Annotated in this window: 13 protein-coding genes; 1 reads left to right on the forward strand and 12 read right to left on the reverse strand. The window is 44.3% G+C overall.

Going from position 1 to position 19763, the window contains the following annotated elements; genetic code table 11:
- Positions 1-20 precede the first annotated feature (20 nt).
- The 12 genes from J2Z66_RS01970 to J2Z66_RS02025 all read right to left on the reverse strand — a co-directional run bounded on the left by J2Z66_RS01970 (position 21) and on the right by J2Z66_RS02025 (position 18541).
- Entirely contained in the window at positions 21-1052 is a 1032-nt protein-coding gene (locus J2Z66_RS01970) for a Gfo/Idh/MocA family protein (protein WP_209969266.1), read from the reverse strand.
- A 269-nt stretch (positions 1053-1321) separates the two neighbouring features.
- Positions 1322-2200 carry a carbohydrate ABC transporter permease gene (locus J2Z66_RS01975; RefSeq protein WP_209969270.1) on the reverse strand — a complete coding sequence of 293 codons (879 nt, stop codon included), beginning with the start codon at positions 2198-2200 and terminating at the stop codon, positions 1322-1324.
- A 49-nt stretch (positions 2201-2249) separates the two neighbouring features.
- The gene (locus J2Z66_RS01980) at positions 2250-3155 is read right to left on the reverse strand and encodes an ABC transporter permease (RefSeq protein ID WP_209969272.1); all 906 of its coding nucleotides are present in this window, start codon (positions 3153-3155) and stop codon (positions 2250-2252) included.
- Positions 3156-3321: 166 nt separating this feature from the next.
- Complete coding sequence (locus tag J2Z66_RS01985) at positions 3322-5052, reverse strand: extracellular solute-binding protein (protein ID WP_209969276.1); 1731 nt, start codon at positions 5050-5052, stop codon at positions 3322-3324.
- A 110-nt stretch (positions 5053-5162) separates the two neighbouring features.
- Positions 5163-6632 (reverse strand): response regulator transcription factor, encoded by a 1470-nt coding sequence (locus J2Z66_RS01990; RefSeq protein ID WP_209969278.1) that lies wholly within the window; start codon positions 6630-6632, stop codon positions 5163-5165.
- 4 nt (positions 6633-6636) lie between these two features.
- Positions 6637-8385, reverse strand: coding sequence for a sensor histidine kinase (locus tag J2Z66_RS01995; protein WP_209969281.1), 1749 nt, complete (start codon positions 8383-8385; stop codon positions 6637-6639).
- A gap of 886 nt (positions 8386-9271) precedes the next feature.
- On the reverse strand, positions 9272-9541 hold the full coding sequence (locus J2Z66_RS02000) for a hypothetical protein (protein ID WP_209969283.1): 270 nt from the start codon (positions 9539-9541) through the stop codon (positions 9272-9274).
- A 160-nt stretch (positions 9542-9701) separates the two neighbouring features.
- Positions 9702-10844 (reverse strand): S-layer homology domain-containing protein, encoded by a 1143-nt coding sequence (locus tag J2Z66_RS02005; protein WP_209969286.1) that lies wholly within the window; start codon positions 10842-10844, stop codon positions 9702-9704.
- A 216-nt stretch (positions 10845-11060) separates the two neighbouring features.
- Positions 11061-13400, reverse strand: coding sequence for a carbohydrate binding domain-containing protein (locus J2Z66_RS02010; protein ID WP_209969289.1), 2340 nt, complete (start codon positions 13398-13400; stop codon positions 11061-11063).
- A 153-nt stretch (positions 13401-13553) separates the two neighbouring features.
- Entirely contained in the window at positions 13554-16151 is a 2598-nt protein-coding gene (locus J2Z66_RS02015) for a carbohydrate binding domain-containing protein (RefSeq protein ID WP_209969292.1), read from the reverse strand.
- Positions 16152-16342: 191 nt separating this feature from the next.
- Positions 16343-17494: a Gfo/Idh/MocA family protein gene (locus J2Z66_RS02020; protein WP_209969295.1), complete on the reverse strand. Its 1152-nt coding sequence runs from the start codon at positions 17492-17494 to the stop codon at positions 16343-16345.
- 315 nt (positions 17495-17809) lie between these two features.
- Positions 17810-18541 (reverse strand): DUF6081 family protein, encoded by a 732-nt coding sequence (locus J2Z66_RS02025; RefSeq protein ID WP_209969297.1) that lies wholly within the window; start codon positions 18539-18541, stop codon positions 17810-17812.
- A gap of 211 nt (positions 18542-18752) precedes the next feature.
- On the opposite strand from J2Z66_RS02025, the gene J2Z66_RS02030 reads away from it, so the two are divergent.
- Positions 18753-19739, forward strand: coding sequence for a ribose-phosphate diphosphokinase (locus J2Z66_RS02030; RefSeq protein ID WP_209969300.1), 987 nt, complete (start codon positions 18753-18755; stop codon positions 19737-19739).
- The last annotated feature ends 24 nt before the right edge of the window (positions 19740-19763 follow it).

Here is a 19763-nt window from a genome sequence, read left to right on the forward strand (position 1 = left end):
TATCCACTTCCACGTATATATTAGAACTTGATAATCTGTTCTGCGTATGATGTGCCTTTTCGAAAGTCAGGCATATCCATCGTTCGCCCGCCGTTCATTACTGACAACTCGGATAACAGTGCCACTGCAGTCCATTCGCACGCATCATATACATCGATCGCCGATTTCTGCAAGCCCTTCATGGCTTTGACAAAATCCTCAACGATGAAATAATCCCCACCCCAGTGGCCAGCAGATTTTTGCTCTTCAGTAGCATTTTTATAACGCTCAGGCAAATGTTCATAAAATTCGCTGAGCGGATGCCACTGGGCATGCTCTGCATGCTCGTCAAAAGAAGTCAAGTACACTTTGTGCTGATCACCAAGTCCACGCGGAGCCTCAAAGCTTCCTTTGGTCCCTTGAAGCGTATAGTAGCTCATGTTGTGCGGCCGGTTAGAAATACAATCAAGACGGAGTTTGATCAATTTACCGCTCTCCATCTGACAAAGCGTTAAAGATGTGTCCTCCTGGCGAAAGCGCTTATCCGTATGCCAGCCAGTAGCGAAGCAAGAAACCGATTTAATCCGATCACCTTGAAACCACTGCATGACCGGCCCCAAGCTATGCGTTGGATAAAAAGCACCACGTTTGCCAAGCTGCCAGTACTTGCGCCAGGTAGGATTTGAGACCTCTGTTGTGCCTGAGCGATTTAATCGATAAGCTAGATTCCGGGCATTGTGAAGATACTCCCCCTCGCCAAAATAAACTTCACCAAATAATCCCTTTTTAACCATATTTAAAATTAGCTGATTTTCAGGAATATAGCAATAGTTTTCTGCCATCATATATACTTTCCCCGAACTTTCCACTGCTTCTTTCAGCCACCATAATTCATCCATAGTTACGCCTGCAGTCACTTCACTCATAACATGCTTCCCATGTTCCAATGCCAGAATGGCTTGAGGTACATGCAGCTGCATCGGTGTAGAAACGATTACTGCATCGATATCCGATTCAAGCATATCCTCGTAGATTCTGAACGTATTAGGAATACCATGCTGCTTAGCTTGCAACTTGCACCCACGATACCAATTTTTATTGTCATTATTATACCTCCATTTTTTGAGAACGCATACAATATATACATCCTAACTATAAACTTTCATTATTTTACAGCATATGTCTGAGTTTTAGCCTTCGTATGTTCATTTTTTATATAAAAAAAACAGCGATTTCGCATTCTTCCTGAAAAAACCAAAAGCCCTGCAAATGGCTGAGTATCCTACTGTTGTAGAACACCCAGCCCTTTTCAGAGCCCATTGATGTGAAGTATTGTATTAAATCATCCCTTAATCGAACCAACCAACAAACCCTTGATAAAAAATCTTTGCAAAAACGGATAAACACAAGCGATCGGCAGAACGGTAATGACTGTGATGGCCATCTTAAAAGTTTGCGGCGTGATTGCAGTCATCTGAGTTTGCCCCTGCTCTCGCAGCTGGTCCAGAGAGTTAATCTGATTCAGCGTGTTGTAGAGCACATACTGCAGGGGATACAGGTTCGGTGACATCGTGTTATAAATTTGCGTATCAATAAACGCATTCCACTGGTTCACACAATCAAACAAAACTACTGCAGCAAATACGGGCATACACAGCGGGAAAATGACTTTGAAGAAAAGCTGGAAATTGTTAGCCCCATCGACAACAGCTGCTTCCTCCAGCTCCTTCGGCAAACCTTCGATATACGTTTTGATCAGCACCATATTGAACACTGAAATTGCTGTGGGAAGAATATAAATCAGAAAGGTTCCTTTAAGATTTAAATATCCCATCAACAGATACATCGGGATCATGCCACTGCTGAAATAAAGCGTGAAAACAAAAAACTTGCGAAAAAATCGGACGCCGGCCAATTCGGCACGGGTTAGCACATAAGCAGCCATCGAGGTAAAAAGCAGCATGACGGCAGGTCCGATTGTCGTACGCGCCACCGAAATGTAGACTCCCTTCAGCACCGCCGGATCGGCGAAAGCCTTCCTGTAAGAATCGAATGTAAACCCTACAGGAAAAAGCACGATGCCTCCCTTCAGCATACTGGGGGTACTGAGCGAATAACTGATTACATATACAAAAGGAATCATCATAACCAATAGAATAAGAAGCATAAACAAGTGATTGATACTATCGAAAATCGTTCCGCTTACAGATCTTCCCCTCATACCGTTCTCCCATCTCATAAGATCATATGGATATCTGAATATCTTATTATCAGAATATAGCTTTTCCTGTTGCTTTTTTGGAGATGGCATTGACACCAATAATGAGCATCAGACTAATGAACGTCTTCATAATACCGACCGCAGTCGCGTAAGGATAATTCAACAATTTCAGACCATATTTATAGATATACATGTCAAGCACCTCCATCTTCTCCCAGTTCGTTCCGTTGGTGAACAGATAGAATTGCTCAAAATTCGAATTTAATATCCAACCGCTGTTCAGGATGAGCAGCACGATTAATGTGGGAATTAATCCTGGAATGGTAATATGCCATATTTTCTGAAAACGGTTAGCCCCGTCTATTTCTGCCGCCTCATAATGCTCTGCTGGAATCGAAGCAATGGCCGCAATAAAGATCACGCTGTTATAGCCCAGATATTTCCATGCACTCAAAAGGATCATGAAGATCCACGAATACTTGGGGTCCCCTAATATATTAACGCCTTCATCCAAGACACCCCACTGCACAAGCGCTTCATTTATGGCTCCAGAGGAAGAAGCAAATAATGCGCTGGAGAGTGAATAAATAATGACCCACGAAACAAAGAAAGGAAAAAATGTAATGGTCTGTACAAGCTTCCCGAAAAATCTGGAACGAATCTCATTGAGCAAAATGGCAAATACGAATGCTGTAAACAAATTCGTTATTAGTGACCCTATATTGATCGAAAGTGTATTGCGCAGCAGGTACATATAATCCGTACTCTGCATAAAAAAGTCCTTAAACTGCTGCAGCCCAGTCCACTCGGCAGGAAATAAACTGAAGCCCGGCTTGAAATTGATGAAAGCAATAATCCAGCCCAAAATGGGAACGTACCAAAAAACAAATACCAGCAAAACAGCCGGCAGCAGCATCATATATAAATCCCGCTGTCTGAATAATCTAGCTGCCATTATCGCAAGACTCCTTTCTGTATGTTGTTTGAAACAAGCTTGGTGGGACATAGAGACCTAAATTTGCATCTTTGCATCTAGGTAAGGTCATGTCTCTATGCCTCTACATCTCTATGTCCCCAAGCTCAACTACCTATGCCCATCAAGTGAATAAAAATGCCAATCATTATTTCAATTTTTCCAATTCCCCTTGCTTCTCTTGGTAAAGTCTGTTGTACTCATCAACAACACTTTCCGGCTTCAGCTTTTTATATTCACTGATGACCGACTGGTACTGCGCCTCAAATTCTTCATCTGTTTTCGGATTAATGATCAGCTTCGCCGAATTTTTCGAGCGGAAATCAACGATTTTTTGGTGCAGCGCGCCAAGCGCTGAAGTCGTGTCAATAGCAATCGTGCCCGCTATGCCTGTATGGGCAGCTTCGCCCGTTTCCAAAAAGTAAGATTTGGAATTCTCCCAGCCGAGCTTCGTATAGGCCTCTTTCATGCCTGGAATCAAATTCAAATCATCCTGCAGCTTAGGATCAAGTCCCATGGAGTAAGGGACACCATCCGGCGCATCCGTGTACACGCCGCCTAGGAAGTTAAACAATCCAAAACCAACGCTTCTTGCCGCATCCGCATCCTTCAGTGTCTTAATGTAGCCTTCTGTAGGCGTGCGTTTACCATCTACAATGGTATACTCATCGCCTTCTACCCCGGATTGCAGCAGGATACGGCCTTCTTCCGTGTTGGCCCAGGCCAGCAGTTCCTCAATACGCTCAGGATGTTTGGCGTTTTTCGTGATGGCATAGATCGAGAATGGACGAGTGTCTTCAACACGTATTTGCCGTTTCTCGTTGCGTTCGATTTGCAGCGGGCTGCGAATCGGCATATTGATATACAGTTCCTTGCGGCCGGCATCTATTAAACCTTGGTTTACGGCAGATATTCCCCAAACCGCATACCAGGCAGACAATGCTCTGCCGCTATTTAATTTCTCTTGATATTGATCCATCTTATCTGTAAAGGAATCCTTATCCAGAATGCCTTCACGGTATAGTTTATTGAAAAATTGCAGATTTTCTTTCACATATTCGTTTGTCATATAATCTTCAAATTTGCTGTCCACCTGATTCCAAATGACACCTAAGTTTCCTGCAGCTGTGGAATACCGGCCGCCTTTTTCATACATCATACCGGAAATTCCCTGCATCCCCCATGGCTCTGCGAATGGCACGATCATGCCAAGTGTTTTCTGGCCATTCGTCGTAGGGTTATCCTTTAAAGCTTGCTTAAGGAATTTAATATAATCATCTGTCGAAAGCAGGTTAGGCCAGCTCTGCTGCTCCAGTGCATCCGTCCGGATGCCTACATCCAGAACCTCCACATTGTTTTTGAAGTCGGCAGGTACGCCAGCTTCCCATTTATACAGCTTTCCGTCAAAGGCCGATAATCTCCACAAAGGTAATTGAACACTGTATGTTTGGGCGAATTCTGGAGAGTTTTTGACAAAATCCTCAAGAGGCAGCAGCGCACCTGCGCGTACATACTTGTCGAACGTAAGATTGTCCTGAATCAGCACGATTTCCGGGTAATCTCCGCCAGCCAGCATCAGATTCAATTTGTCGGCATAGTTGCCTGGAGTTTGCACGTACTCGAACACCATATTGAATTTCTCTTTAATGATTTTTCCGATTTTGGTTTCGTCACTTCTTTTAATCTGGCTGTTCTCCTGAGCAAGTATTTTAATCGTATACTCTTCTTTCTGTTCGGCTGTACCGCTTGGACTTGGTGTCCCTTGCGTGTTAGTGGCAGCTGGAGAAGCTGCTGGCTCATTGCTTGAGCCGCACGCCATGACAAAGATAAGACTGAAAACCATAAACAAGGTAAGCACATTTCTTCCGGTAACTTTCAACACCAATTCCCCCTGATTTCATTTTTTTAATGTTCCCAGAAAACGTTTACATCGTTATTATAAGCTTTCGTTACAGCTAAACGTATGTCAGGAATTTAGGGCTGGTATGTTCATTTTTTAGTCATCGGCGCGCTGTTCGGGCTTCCCGGTGGCTTTCCTGCAGATTCCCGGTATTGGGTTGCGGTTTGCCCCATGCTTTTCTTAAAGGTTTTGGCAAAATGGAAGTAGTCCGCATATCCAACCTGCTCGGAAACTTCCTGAATAGACAGGGAGGAATTCCTCAGCAGCTCGCAGGCACAGGCGATTCTTTTTTTCGTTAAATACTGCAAAAAAGTTTCTGAGCCATTCTTGCGGAACAATTGACTCACATAGCTTAAATTGATTTGCAGCTTCTCGGAAATGCTTTGCAGCGAAATATCCTCCCTGAAATGCTCATCCATATAACTGAGAATGTTAAGAAACGTTATGTTTTTGGGGTTTTTATTACTCTCGGGCAGCTGCTCGGATTTGGGTTCAATAATCAGCTTTTGTAAATAAGCTTTCATTTCTTCCAGCGTATTAAATTTATTCAACAACTGTTCATATGAATAGAATTGCTCTTCAGCAAGGTGATACACGCTAAACAAAACCATATTATAAACATGCAAAGCCCGATGTATCGTAAAATCGCCATCCGCGATGAAACTGTCTATTTTCTCGAAAATCTCCTGTATGCAAGCTGCATCCTGGGTACGGCTCAGCTTCCGCAATAGCTCTGTCATTTCTTCCATTCTGCCTTTCGGTGAAAAGGCCGTCCATACCCCCTTCTCCCCGGCGATAAAGAAATGATGTGCTGCTGTATTCGCCTCTGTAATGGCGTTCATAATCGCTGTCGTATCTTGAATCCAAGCTGCTATTCCAATGCCTTGAATGTTGTCGCTTAATCCTTCACTAAAGGAGGCTCCCCTAAGAGCCGCTGCAGCTTCTCCCTGGATTACATATACCTTTTTGTTCCGGCCAGTCCTTAAAGTAATATAGGGTCTTTCCACAGAAGCTGGCAATTCAAACTCAAATTCCCCCGAACCGGCAACGACTATAACCGTCGCTCCCTTCTCCTCACTCCACGTCATCCCGAGCCTTCTCAGGCAATCCTTTACATGCAGGGGGGAGGCTTCTTCATTGTCTTGAAGCAAATTGAGCAATTCTGTCTGCACCATCGTATGCTTGGCCTGCTGATCACTACTGAACTTGTTTAAAATGTCTATGATCTCTTCCTCTTCAAACGGCTTGAGACAATAGTCCAGAGCTCCGTATTGGATCGCTTTTTTGGCATATTCAAATTCCTTATAGCCTGATGTAATAATAAAGCTGATGCCTTTGTTTAATTCATTCGTCTGCCTGATCAGCTCCAATCCATCCATGCCAGGCATGCGAATATCCGTGAATACCAGGTCGGGAGACAGCTGCTTAATCTTCTCCAAGCCTTCGAACCCATTGGAAGCTTCAGCTATAATCTCGAAACCGTGCGCATGCCAGTCAATGCTCGTTTTCAAGCTCTTTATGATCCATTTTTCATCGTCTACCAGCATTACCTTGTACATAACCTCACACCTCTTTCCACGGTAATAGTAAAATAACTTCCGTTCCTTTGCCCAGAACACTCTCGAGCTTTAGGCCATACGGCTCACCGTAGGTTGTCCTTAGACGGTTATGAACGTTAATGATTCCCAAGTGCTCATTGTTTTTGATCCGGTCGATGAAATCTCCCTCCACTGCCAATTCAGCAAGAAAGACTTCCAACTGTTCAGGCTTTATGCCTGTCCCATCATCCTTCACCTGAATGACGATATCCCCGTCTGCATTCCTGAATCCCCTAAGCCATAAGTTTCCCTTCTCCATCCTGCTTTCCAGTCCATGCGTAATGGCATTTTCCAGAATCGGCTGCAAAATCATCTTAATGACCCTGCCATTCAGAATGTCTTCCTGAAAATCAACATGAACCTCAAAACGGCCCTCAAATCTGAACTGCTGCAGCATAATATAGGACTGTGCGATGGACAGCTCTTCCCTAAGCTTGACTTCTTCCTGACCTTTGATGTTGTAGCGCAGCATACGGCCTAAGGCAGAAACCATTTCTCTGATTTCATTAGCGCCAATTTCGCTTGCCATCCCTTTAAGCGATTCCAGCATATTATACAAGAAATGAGGATTCACCTGCTGCTTCAGGTAAGCAAGCTCTGCCTGCTTCTTCATCATGTCCAGCGCATAAATTCTCGTTTTCGATGCAACGACTTCATCCGTCAGCCCGTCGATTTCATCCAGCATTTCATTAAATTTATCCGCCATAATCATAATTTCGTGGTAGCCTGTCACCTTCAGCCTCTTTTGAGTGTGATAAATCGTGCCTGTTTTGATAATTTGAATAAATCTCATAAAGCTGCGAATCGGTTCAATCATATTGCGGCTGATCATCCACAAGAAGACACATAAGAATGGTACAAAGAGAATAAGAATCCATACATACACACGGCGAATTTCATCCATCCCGCGGAAGAGATCCGACTTGGAATACACATTAACGACTTTCCCTTGAATATCCGGCAAATCCATCTCGTGTACAATCGTTTGCTTCTGCTTACCGGTATAGGACGATGCTTCCAGCTTTTCTCCGATTTTCGTTTTATCGTTACTAGCACAAATGATACCATTGCGGTCCAACACATAAAAATGGCCAAACCCATTCTCCAGCATCGTATCAAACTTAGGAAAAATAGCATTCAAATCGAGAATAACGACCATATAGCCCAGAGTAGTAGTCGGAAATATATCATTAATTCTGGAGCCAATAATAAAACGGTTCTCAAACTTGCTCGTATGAATCAACCCTGTGTAGTAAGGCTTCGCCTGCTGATTCGCTTTCAACGATAATTCTGCGACTGTATCCATAACGGCCTGCCGTTTGAGGCTATCCAGCATCACGTTTACATTATTCCCGTTTTCACCGACGATGGTAATATCAATAATGCCCTGCTCGAGCTGGCTGATCGTCGTAAGCTGTGTATCTACTTTTTGAAAAAGATCGTACTTGTCCATCTGCTCGACTGCCTTCAAATAATAATGGATATCCACATTATAGATCGTATTCTCAATCAAGCCATCGATTTGGCCCATTTGAGATTGCACATACTCGGTGATTTTATCCAATAATTCCACGGAATACTCTTCATTTTTTTGATAAATGATTTTCGTTGACTGCTGATAAGTCATGGCCATGACCAAAATAATAATCAGCACAACCATAAACAGCATGATCAGCAGCTGGAGCTTAATCGGGCGTGTTTTGAAATACTTCATCCTTCCCCTCCTAACAAATGCATCTCACCCTTATAATACCAGCTGGATTCTTGGGGAGCTACTGAAAACTTTTGATTTAAGAAAAACGCGTGGCGGCGTCCTTTGAGGTGCGATCGTGTTAGGGACTTGGGAGCGTTACGGGAGGGAATGGCTGTGGGATCCAGCCGCTGTTAAAGATTTGTTCCCTGAAATGGAATGGATGTAGGGGTTGGAACAAATCTTTAAAGGCGGGCGCTACGCTCTTCCACCCACAGCCATTCCCTCTCTTTAGCTACAATCGTACGAATCGCACGAACACCAAGCTCGAACAGAGCTCAAACCAAGCTGAAATCAAGTCCAACCATGCTCAAAGCAAGCTCAAACCAAGCTCAAACGGACTGCCAGCAAGGTTTTTTTTCTTGGTCAGAGGAGATTTCCTAGTGGGAGCAGGCGCTGGAGATGAGAGCACGCGAAGCTGAGGAGGACCTGCAGCTTTAACGATGTTTTTCATCGTTAAAAGCACCGGGCCCTCCCACATCCTTACTTTAACGATGAAAAACATCGTTAAAATCCCTTTTAACTACCTTGAAAGGCCATTCGTCCTCTTTTAACGATGAAAATCATCGTTAACGTGACGGATTGACCTGGAACACTTACTTTAACGATGAAAAACATCGTTAAGTAGAGCACACGCATATTTCGCCGGAGGGCGGGCTGCTGCTAACGCTCAAAAAGGCTGCCAATAGAGGTTGCTTCCTGAGGGAAGGGGATAGTGGCGACAGGGAAATCTGTGCTTCCTTTCTGATTCCCTTGGTGAATGAACAATCACACCAAGCACATCATCATTGTAAAGCTGCATCATGTGAATGATTCCTTTCACTCCAGGCATCCCAAAACTTATAATATGTTAAGAAACACGTCTTGCGGCTTCCTTGAGGTGCGTGTTCGTGACTTGAGTGCGATGAGGAGGGAATGACTGTGGGCGAATGGATGCAGAGGTGAGAACAAATCTTGACATCCGGACGTTATATCGCTCTTCCAATGTTGTCAGGTTAAGCTGGCCAAATGTGTGCGGTCTTCCGCCTACAATTGCCGCTTCGGCTTGCGAATGCACATTGTGGCACATTGTGGTCGGTTTTTCGACTACATCCGGCTGCTTCGGCCCCCGTAAGCACATTGTGGTCAGTTTTTCACCTATATTTGGCTGCTTTGGCCACGTGTAAGCACATTGTGGTTGGTTTTCCGCCTACATTCGGCCGGAGATAGCTAGCCGTACTTTTCTAAAAGAAATCAAACGACAGCGGGGTCGAAAACCGCTGTCGTTGATTTTAGAGCCTTTAAAGAAGACTTAAGGCTGATAGCAATCTTTTAATAACTGTAGCTGCTTCCGCTCTGGTCGCCTGATCCTGAGGCACGAACTTATTCTCCGCTCTGCCATTAATAATACCTGCACGAACAGCTGCTTGAACCTGCTCTCGGGCCCACACACTTATCGCTTCAGAATCTGCAAATTGTATTGCAAAGGTATCATGCTTCTCACTTCCTGCAGCACCAGACGCATAAGAACTCGCTCTCATAATCATCACGGCCATTTCTTCCCTTGTGATATCTTTTTCGGGAGCGAAGCTGGTTTCTGTCATACCTTGAATAATACCTGCCGCATAGGCCTTATTCACTTCTTCTTCGTACCAGGACCCAGCCGCAACATCGGTGAAGGGGCTTTGCTTCGTATTTATTTTCAATTTCAATGCCCGAGAAATCAATGCGGCAAACTGTGCTCTCGATACATTGGCTTGCGGTACAAAATGCTCTTCATCCATGCCCTCAATAATAGCTTTTGAAGCGAGCAGCTCAATATCTGCCTTGGCCCAGTGACCCTCCAGATCTAAAAAACCTTTTTTCACTAAAGTGACGGACACGCTCTTTCCTATTGTATAAGTTTGATCAGATAAATTGTGGTCTACCGCCTTGATCGATTCCCACTTTACGGTGGATGTCCCGTGCTTCTTGATCTTAAATGTCAGAGTGCCTATAGTGATATCCCCACTTTCACCGGTTACATTGCCAATTTTGGTGTGAGCCAGGATGATCTCTTTGTTCTTAATAATAGGCGATACGGAAAAACCGTCCAAGCTGGACTTGGCCTCCATCAGCTCAAGTTGATCAGGATCAAACGTAACCCGAGCCTCATAGCCATATAAATCTTTTATATTTGTACCACTCATAGTTATGGTAATTTTCCCATCAGTAGGCTTATTAGCCGTTAAAAGAAAGGAGGAAGCCGTCTCCGCATAGGCGGTTGCTGCTGGCTGTAATGACAGGCAAAGCAAAGCAATTAATAAATACGTGGTCAAAAAAGTAACCATGGAATTGACCGTTTTGCGTTTTTTTCTATGCAGTTGATTTGGTTGTGGTTGAATTTGATGCAGTTGATTTGGTTGCGGTTGAGTAAGGTGCATTTGATTACGTTGCAATTGCATAAAATCATCCTTCCTGTAAGGTAACCGAATTGCGGCATACTTGATGTGGGCGCATTCAAAACTTTTTTTAACGATGTTTTACATCGCAATCGGATTAATTTTAGCCAGACTCTGCTCGTTAACGATGTTTTATATCGTTAAAGCCCACCTTCCGCTTTCATGTTTAAAAAACAGGAAGGGGACTTCCCTCCCTGTCACTCATCTATCCATCGTCCGCTATTCCAATATCTTCTTGGCAACAGCTGCGAGATCGAGAATATCGATTATGCCGTCTCCATTGATGTCCGCTTTCTTCACTTTCAGCCAATCCGGACTGCTGCTGTCTTTACCGTAATGGGCAGCAATGATGGACAAATCACCTACGGTCACTTTTCCGTCTTGATTGATGTCTGTTTTCGTATCCCCGCCTGAACTTGGTACCGTTACCAGCACACTGACGGACGACAACGCTGCTTGCGTTTCGATCCCCAGCTCATCTCCAAGTGCGGCGCTCTTAATTGCGATCACGCCTGCAGTCATTTGCGTAACACTTTTCGCTCTGAAGGTTAGTTCGACGATTTGCCCGTTACCGCTGAAGCCATGCGTCGAGCCTTGACTGGCCAAGATCAAACGAAGCTTACCTGCCGGCTCCTTAACGGTTTCCACTAGAGAAATCCCGTCAATTAAGGATTTGGCAGAGACAAATTCCATGACAGCAGGATCATAATCCAGCTTGATGTCCTGCCCATATACTTCCTCAGTGACATCGCTGAGTCCATAGCTAACTTTAAATTCAGTCCCTGTCAGGATGGAGCTTGCACTAGCGGTTAATTTACTTTTTTGAACAGTCAGCGGTTTCCGTTTCTTGAGACTGAAGTCATCCACGAAATATGTACCTGTTCCCGAGTCCGGATCCGATTCCGTGTAAATGCGTGCATAATTCAGCTCTCCGGTCCAGGCAATCTTGGCCGAGCCCGATGATCTTACCCAGCTATCCTTGCCCACAGTTTCAAAAGATCCATTATAGTAATGATCACCTTCACTGTCATTGATAAATACATTTACATACATCGTTTGTGTATCCGAGGCTGTGCGCAGCATCGATTCAAAGTCATACGTTCCTTTCCCGTTGCTTAGCAATATAGATTTAATATCCTGCATCGCGCCGGTATAGTTCATGCTTCTTGTACTGATTTCAAGTGCTTTGGAACCTGAGTTCACAGGAGTTGTAACTGGCGTCAAAATACTAGGATTGTAAGGCGTCCATCCCGTCAGATCGTCTTCAAAACCAGGATTCGTAAGAAGCTCATCATCCGTTCCATCCGCTGGCAATGCATACAGTCTGCCCTCTCCAGGTGCAAAATCAGCCGATATCACGCCCGTTGAAGCATTATAGTTCGTTCCTTCTTCTAAGCCAGTTACCTTGGAAACCTCAGTTACTACCGAAGGCTTCGGATCAAGCTTGAAAGTCAGGTTTAACGCGTTCGTATAGTCTCTATTAACGGCCATTACATATTTTCTGCCACTATCATCTTTAAAATAAGATAAAATAACGTTATCGGTTGCCGCATTTGGCTGCCATTGAAAGTCAGAAGGCACACCAATGGTTCCTGCCGCCTTAGTGCCTGAATGAAAAACATCCAGGGATGTCAATTTCATTAAAGTCGGGCCCCACGCTTTTATTTGTGCATTCAAGTTTTTAAACGGCTCATACAAGTCTGTCTTGTTCCCGTCTACATCGATAATCGCCCCTATGAAGGGAACACCCGGATGCCAATACGGAAACCAATATAAGGACTTCATGCCATATGCAAGAGAGGTATATACATTATATCTCAACTCATTTTCCACTGGTTTTCTCATATCAAAATAACCAGCGGCTTGGATATAAGCACCTGTTTTCAAATTATTGGCTAATCCTTTATCTCTGATAATTTTTAAATTCGTATAGTAATCATCCATAATGTCAAAGCCTGTGCGAAACGGATAGTTATCGAAAGTTAATATTTTTAAGTTGGTTGCCGCAATAATTTCATCCACATATCGTTCATACTCCGGCTTGTTCCACACGTAAGGCAATAAATTTAAATACGGTTCTGAATCAGGATCCTTCAATATGAACCTATTGTACGCATGACCCGAATAGCTGATATTGTGGAAATCTGGTTCGTCCATAACATAATATCCGCCGAGTCCAGGGTGTCCTTTATAATCCGCGACCATCTCATCAATTTCTTCATCAGTAGCTGTATTGTTATAGACTTTATCAAATCTTGAATCTGCAACAATGGCCTTCATTCCTCTTTCAGCGGACAGATCCAGCATCTTTTTGTTGATGGCCACTGAATTCAAATCTGTAGATGCGACATTGATGATCCAGTTAATATTTGCCTCTTGTAAATAATCGTATTGAGTAGCGTTCGTAAAAGCTGCCGGCGGCACCCAAAATACCCCTATTTTAAAATCATCATCTTCAGCAGAAGCCTGCGCAGTATTCACAGCCATACTCAGCAGGAATACGATCATGGCCAGTAAACCAACGGATAACATTTTTCTTAAGCCCTTTACATTTTGCATCAGCATATCTCTCCTTTGAACAATCCATTTTCAGAATCCGAACTCACTTTCCAGGGTAGAACTTTTAGAACTTAGCATGCATGTACAAGCCCTGATCTGCTTAGACCGGCTTTGATCGGCCTTGATCGGCCTTGATCGGTAACATCACCTCCTTTATTTGTTCAAGCTGAAATCATCCACGAAATAATTCCCTGTTCCAGACTGCGATTCTGTGTAAATCCGCGCGTAATTCAGCGTCCCCGTCCATGTTATGTTTGCTGAACCCGATGAGCTTACCCAACCTCCACTGCCTACACTGACCAAAGCCCCGTTAAAATAATGATCACCTGCGCTGTCATTGACGTATACATTTACATACATAGGCTGGGTACCCGCTTCAGTCCGCAAATTCGCCCCAAAGCTGTATGTTCCTTGACCATTGCTTTGCAATATCGATTTGATATCCTGCATCGGTCCTGTATAATTACTCCCCCTGCTGCTTATTTTGAGTGCCTTGGAGCCCGATTTAACAGGAGTTGTAACCGGAGTCAATATACTGCTGTTGTAACTCGACCACCCCGTCGCCCCCTCCTCAAACCCCTGATTAACAAGCAATTCTGCTTTCTTAAGACTGAAGTCATCGACAAAATAGCTGCCTGTTCCCGACTGGGATTCCGTGTAAATGCGTGCATAATTCAGCGTTCCCGTCCACGTTATGTTTGCCGAACCCGCCGAGTTCACCCAGGCCCCACTGCCCACACTGACCAAAGCCCCGTTATAGTAATGATCGCCTGTGCTGTCATTGACGAATATATTTACATACATGGTTTGTGTACCCGCTTCAGTCCGCAGATTCGCCCCAAAGTTATAGGTTCCCTGCCCATTGCCTTGCAAAATGGATTTGATATCCTGCATTGGACCTGTGTAGTTGTTTGCCCTGTCACTTATTTTAAGTGCCTTGGAGCCAGATTTTACAGGTGATGTGACCGGGGTCAGCGTACTGCTGTTGTAACTTGACCAGCCCGTCGCACGATCTTCAAACCCTGGGTTGGCAAGCAGCTCTGGTTTCTTGAGACTGAAGTCATCAACCAAATAATTACCCGTTCCTGATGCTGATTCCGTATAAATCCGCGCATAATTCAGCTTGCCCGTCCATGTAAGGTTGGCTGAGCCTGATGATCTTACCCAGCTTCCATTACCGACACTTTCAAAAGACCCGTTATAGTAATGATCACCCGTGCTGTCATTGATGTTGATATTTACGTACATCGTTTGCGTACCCGTTTCCGTGCGCAGCATAGCCCCAAAATTATAGGTTCCCTGCCCGCTGCTTAACAGTATAGATTTGATATCCTGCATGGGGCCTGTATGATTCGTGCTCCTTGCACTGATTCCAAGGGCTTTGGAGCCCGTATTCACAGGAGTGGTAACGGATGTCAGCGTACTGGCGTTGTAAGTCTTCCATCCCATCTTGCCAGCTTCAAAACCCGGATTCGTAAGAAGTTCACCTGTTCCATCGGCGGGCAAAGCGTAAAGCCTTCCCTCCCCGGGTGCAAATGCTGCCGATATCACGCCTGTTGAAGGATTATAGTTCGTACTTACTTCTAACCCTGTAGTTTTGGAAACCTCTGTTACAGTCGATGGCTTCGGATTAAGATTGAAAGTCAAGGTTAACGAGTTCGTATAATCTCTGTTTACTGCCATTACATATTTCCTGCCGCTTGCATCTGTAAAATAAGATAAAATGACGTTATCCGTTATAGCATTAGGCTGCCATTGAAAGTCGGAAGGCACACCAATGGTTCCTGCGGCCATAGTACCCGAATGATAAACATCCATGGATGTCAATTTCATTAAAGTCGGGCCCCACGCTTTCATTTGTGCATTCAAGTTTTTGAATGGCTCATAGAGGCTTGTTTTTGTCCCATCTTCATTGATAATCGCCCCTGAGAAGGGGACACCCGGATGCCAATAAGGAAACCAGTATAAGGATTTCGCGCCATACGCCAGGGATGTAAATACGTTGTATCTTAATTCATTTTCCACTGGAAGTCTCATATCTACATAACCACATGCCTGAATATAAGCAGCTATCTTCAAGTTATTTGTTAAGCCTTTTTCCCTAATGATTTTTAAATTTGTATAGTAATCATCGAACGCGTCATAGCCCACCTTAAACGGATAGTTATCAAAAGTTAAATATTTGAGGTCAGCCGCATCAATAATATCATCGACATACTGCTCATACTGTGGCTTATTCCAAACATACGGCAATAAGTTTAAATAAGGTGATGAATCCGGATCGTTTGATAAAAATCGATTGTACGCGTGTCCCGCATAACTTATGTTGGCAAACTCTGGTTCGTCCATGACGTAATATCCCCCGAGTCCAGGGTGCCCTTTATAATCATTTGCCATCGCATCAATTTCTGCATCTGTAGCTGTATTGTTATACACTTTATCGAACCTCGAATCTGCAACAACCGCCTTCATTCCTCTTTCAGCAGCGAGATCTAGCATTGTTTCATTGATTGCCACCGAGTTCAGATCTGTTGAGGCCACATTAATAATCCAGTTTACATGCGCTTCCTGTAAATAATCGTACTGAGTAGCATTGGTATAAGCTGCTGGCGGTACCCAAAACACTCCTATCTTGAAATCCTCAGCTTCAGCTGAAACCCTTAGTGAATTTACTACCATACTCAGTATGAGTCCCAGTGCGACCATGAATCCAATTGATACAATTTTGCTTGGACCTTTCAAGCTTGTCATAAACAACTCTCCTCTTTCGCTTATTTGAAAACGCATACATTCCACAGCACAAGCTCCCCTTCATTGCTGAAGGGAATTTCATAAAGCTGTCGATTACGTAGGAAGCCTCACCCCTTTCATGAAATACTTGGGGAATCCTGTTGATGGACTCTTTGAACGAATTCCAAATTACGGATTGCTCTACGAAATACTTATGGAAGCTTGATTATCTGGTCTGCGTACGAGGAACCTTTGCGAAAGTCAGGCATGTCGATGGTCCGCCCGCCGTTCATAATGGACAGCTCAGACAGCAGAGCTACAGCGGTCCATTCGCATGCATCATATACATCTATCGCTGATTTCTGCAAGCCTTTCATGGCATTGACGAAATCCTCTACGATGAAGTAGTCCCCGCCCCAGTGTCCAGCGGATTTTTGTTCTTCAGTAACATTTTTATAGCGCTCAGGTAAATGCTCATAAAACTCGGTGAGCGGACGCCACTCTGCCTGATCCGGGTGCTCGTTATCCGAAGCCAAATACACTTTGTGCTGGTCCCCAAGTCCACGAGGAGCCTCGAAGCTGCCTTTAGTCCCTTGAAGCGTATAGTAGCTCATATTATGAGGCCGGTTAGAAATGCAGTCCAGACGAATCTTGATCAATTTGCCGCTCTCCATCTGGCAGAGGGTTAGGGAAGTGTCCTCCTGACGGAAACGCTTATCCGTATGCCAGCCAGTACCGAAGCAGGAAACCGATTTAATCCGGTCCCCTTGAAACCACTGCATGACAGGACCCAAGCTATGAGTTGGATAAAAAGCACCACGTTTGCCAAGCTGCCAATACTTACGCCAGGAAGGGCTAGAGCCTTCTGCTGCGCCTGCACGATTAAACCGGTAAGCAAGATCCTTAAGATTGTGAAGATACTCACCCTCGCCAAAATAAACCTCACCGAACAAGCCCTTTTTCACCATATTTAAAATCAATTGATTTTCCGGAATATAACAATAGTTTTCTGCCATCATATATACTTTTCCGGAGCTTTCTACCGCCTCTTTCAGCCACCACAATTCATCCATCGTGACGCCAGCGGTCACTTCACTCATCACATGCTTGCCATGCTCCAACGCCTGAATGGCCTGTGGCACGTGCAGCTGCATCGGTGTAGAAACAATTACAGCATCGATGTCCGATTCCAGCATATCCTCATAAACTCTAAACGTATGGGGAATTCCATATTGCTTGGCTTGCATGTTACAATAATCTTCATCCAAATCGCAAAGCGCCACGACTTCTGTGTCGGGAATCGAATTAAATCCCTGCAGCGTGCTGAGACCTCTTGCCCCTACGATACCAATTTTTATTGTCACTTTTCCATCCTCCGTTTTTTCATGATTATTAAGTAATCAGAAAGATGCTTTCAACAATAAATCCAGAATGGATTCTTTGTAAAACACATCTTATATTAAATATAAACTATATTATATATGATGTGTGATAAAATTTTTTTGATGCTTTGATAACGCATACATACTTTACATTGTAACTATAAACTCCCCTCTTCCGCATGCATATGTCTGAATTTTAGTGCGTGTATGTTTATTTTTTATATGCAGGGAGGGGCATCGCGCTAGATGGCCTGTTGATGAACCCCTACGAGCCCCCCTGCGATGAATGGGAGCAACCTACTCTTCAGTAATAGCCACTCTGACAGGTGACCACTCACCTGCGATAACTTGTCCATGCACAGAAACGCTGCCCTCAGGCGTGATATCCTTCTCGGTCATAAGGCCCAGCGCGATGCGGAACTGATTGAACTTCACCGGCACATCACGCTCGCGGCGCACCTCGGTACCATTGACATAGAAGACAGCCTCATCCTTGGCCCGATTATAGGTGATGCGATACGTGTTAAACTCCCGCGGAGCAAACTCGCGTGCTTCCTTGAAAATGCAAAAATATTTGGTGCGCTCCGTTTCCGGAACCTCTACCCCAGGGAAGGGCAGCACCCCGTATACACTGGCATACTGGTCGTTGCTGACGAAGAAATCAAGCGCCCCGCCAGTCGTAAAATCAAGCAAATTCAACGAGACGAAGCCATCGTACAAATCGCCAGGTGCCGTATGCTGAGCACGGGCGCGAATATCCACCTCAAAACTGATTTCTCCCGCTTCCGGTACTTCGACAGGCTGCGCAGAGAAATACATATGCTTGGCATTATCGAGAATTTGTACCGTATCGTGACTGCGCGAAAGCGGAGCTCGTACATATAAAATGCCATTGCGTACAATAACTACCGCATTAGGCTCCCTGTAGCGCCATAAGCTGCCATCCGGCAGCGGGAAAGCACCAATTTGCCATACTTTCCCTTCCTCTAATATCGAATCAAAATCGCCGACCGTCCATGCTTTTGCCATCGTTCAGCACTCCATTCTTTCTATTCATTGAGAATGTTTTTCAAGCCTATCCACATTGTAAGCTAGTTTAGAAGGATGTTCAATCTTAATAGCCCTTAGGCTGGGAATCATTGGAACAATTGTACGCGCTGAAGCTAATAGGTTACAATATAAGGAATAATTGAATCTCGGATGGTATAGATGATATAGATAGTATAGGAGGTCAACAAGCATGGATGGAGAAATTAAAGTATTTGGTGGAAGCACGGGGAAGCTTTTTGCTCAGAGAATGTGTGAATATATGGGCATTGAGCTAGGAATTTCTGAGGTCATCAAGTTCTCTGATGGAAATTTATTCGTCAAAGCCGGTGAGACGGTAAGGGACAAGGATGTATATTTGGTGCAGCCTATTGGTTTAAATCCGAATGATGAGTTCACGGAAATTCTGTTTTGGATGGATGCCTTTAAACGGGCAAGCGCTAATTCGGTAACTGTTATAATTCCTTATTTCGGATATGCCAAAGGTGATAAAAAAGATGAACCCCGAGTATCGATAAGAGCCAGAGTTTGTGCTGATTGTATTGAACTGGCAGGCGCAGATAGAGTACTGATCATGGATCTACATAGCCCACAAATTCAAGGCTTCTTTAAAAAACCAGTAGACCATCTATTTGCTCTGCCACTGCTTTGTGAATATGTGAAAAGCTTAGATTTTGAAGATTTTGTAGTAGTTTCACCCGATGTGGGCTTTGCCAAGCAGGCAAGAAATTATGCTGCAGCCCTTAAAGCACCTGTAGCCATAGGCGACAAAACCAGAAAATTTCATGATGAAAGAGCCGAGGTCTTACAAATTATCGGCAACGTAGAAGGCAAAAATGCCCTGATCGTGGATGATTTCAGCATCTCTGGCGGTACATTGGTGGACTTGGCGGAAGGCTTGAAGGAACGCGGCGCGAAGCGGATTTTTGCCTGCTTATCCCATCTTCTGCTAAGTAAGTCTGGTGCCGAAAAGGTGGATAACAGCCCAATCGAGCTTATTATCAGTACAGATTCCATCGAACACCCTGAGCTAAGCTCCCAGAAAATTAAAATTGTCTCGGTTGCCCCCTTGTTTGCGGAAGCCATTATGAGAATTCATAATCGGGAATCGATCAGTTCGTTATTCGACTCTGTCCCGGACAAGGTGCTGCAGTATTCTATTGGGATAAAAAACCGTTAGATCTGAAGCTATAACAATTGGAGT

Origin of the sequence: Paenibacillus eucommiae (genome assembly GCF_017874215.1) — a bacterium.
Lineage (GTDB): Bacteria > Bacillota > Bacilli > Paenibacillales > NBRC-103111 > Paenibacillus_AI > Paenibacillus_AI eucommiae.

Excerpts from the sequence above, each read along its gene's own strand:
- J2Z66_RS01975 (WP_209969270.1), bottom strand. The coding sequence starts at position 2,200 with ATGAGGGGAAGATCTGTAAGCGGAACGATTTTCGATAGTATCAATCAC.
- J2Z66_RS01980 (WP_209969272.1), bottom strand. The coding sequence starts at position 3,155 with ATGGCAGCTAGATTATTCAGACAGCGGGATTTATATATGATGCTGCTG.
- J2Z66_RS01990 (WP_209969278.1), bottom strand. The coding sequence starts at position 6,632 with ATGTACAAGGTAATGCTGGTAGACGATGAAAAATGGATCATAAAGAGC.
- J2Z66_RS01995 (WP_209969281.1), bottom strand. The coding sequence starts at position 8,385 with ATGAAGTATTTCAAAACACGCCCGATTAAGCTCCAGCTGCTGATCATG.
- J2Z66_RS02000 (WP_209969283.1), bottom strand. The coding sequence starts at position 9,541 with ATGTGCTTACGGGGGCCGAAGCAGCCGGATGTAGTCGAAAAACCGACC.
- J2Z66_RS02005 (WP_209969286.1), bottom strand. The coding sequence starts at position 10,844 with ATGCAATTGCAACGTAATCAAATGCACCTTACTCAACCGCAACCAAAT.
- J2Z66_RS02010 (WP_209969289.1), bottom strand. The coding sequence starts at position 13,400 with ATGCAAAATGTAAAGGGCTTAAGAAAAATGTTATCCGTTGGTTTACTG.
- J2Z66_RS02015 (WP_209969292.1), bottom strand. The coding sequence starts at position 16,151 with ATGACAAGCTTGAAAGGTCCAAGCAAAATTGTATCAATTGGATTCATG.
- J2Z66_RS02025 (WP_209969297.1), bottom strand. The coding sequence starts at position 18,541 with ATGGCAAAAGCATGGACGGTCGGCGATTTTGATTCGATATTAGAGGAA.
- J2Z66_RS02030 (WP_209969300.1), top strand. The coding sequence starts at position 18,753 with ATGGATGGAGAAATTAAAGTATTTGGTGGAAGCACGGGGAAGCTTTTT.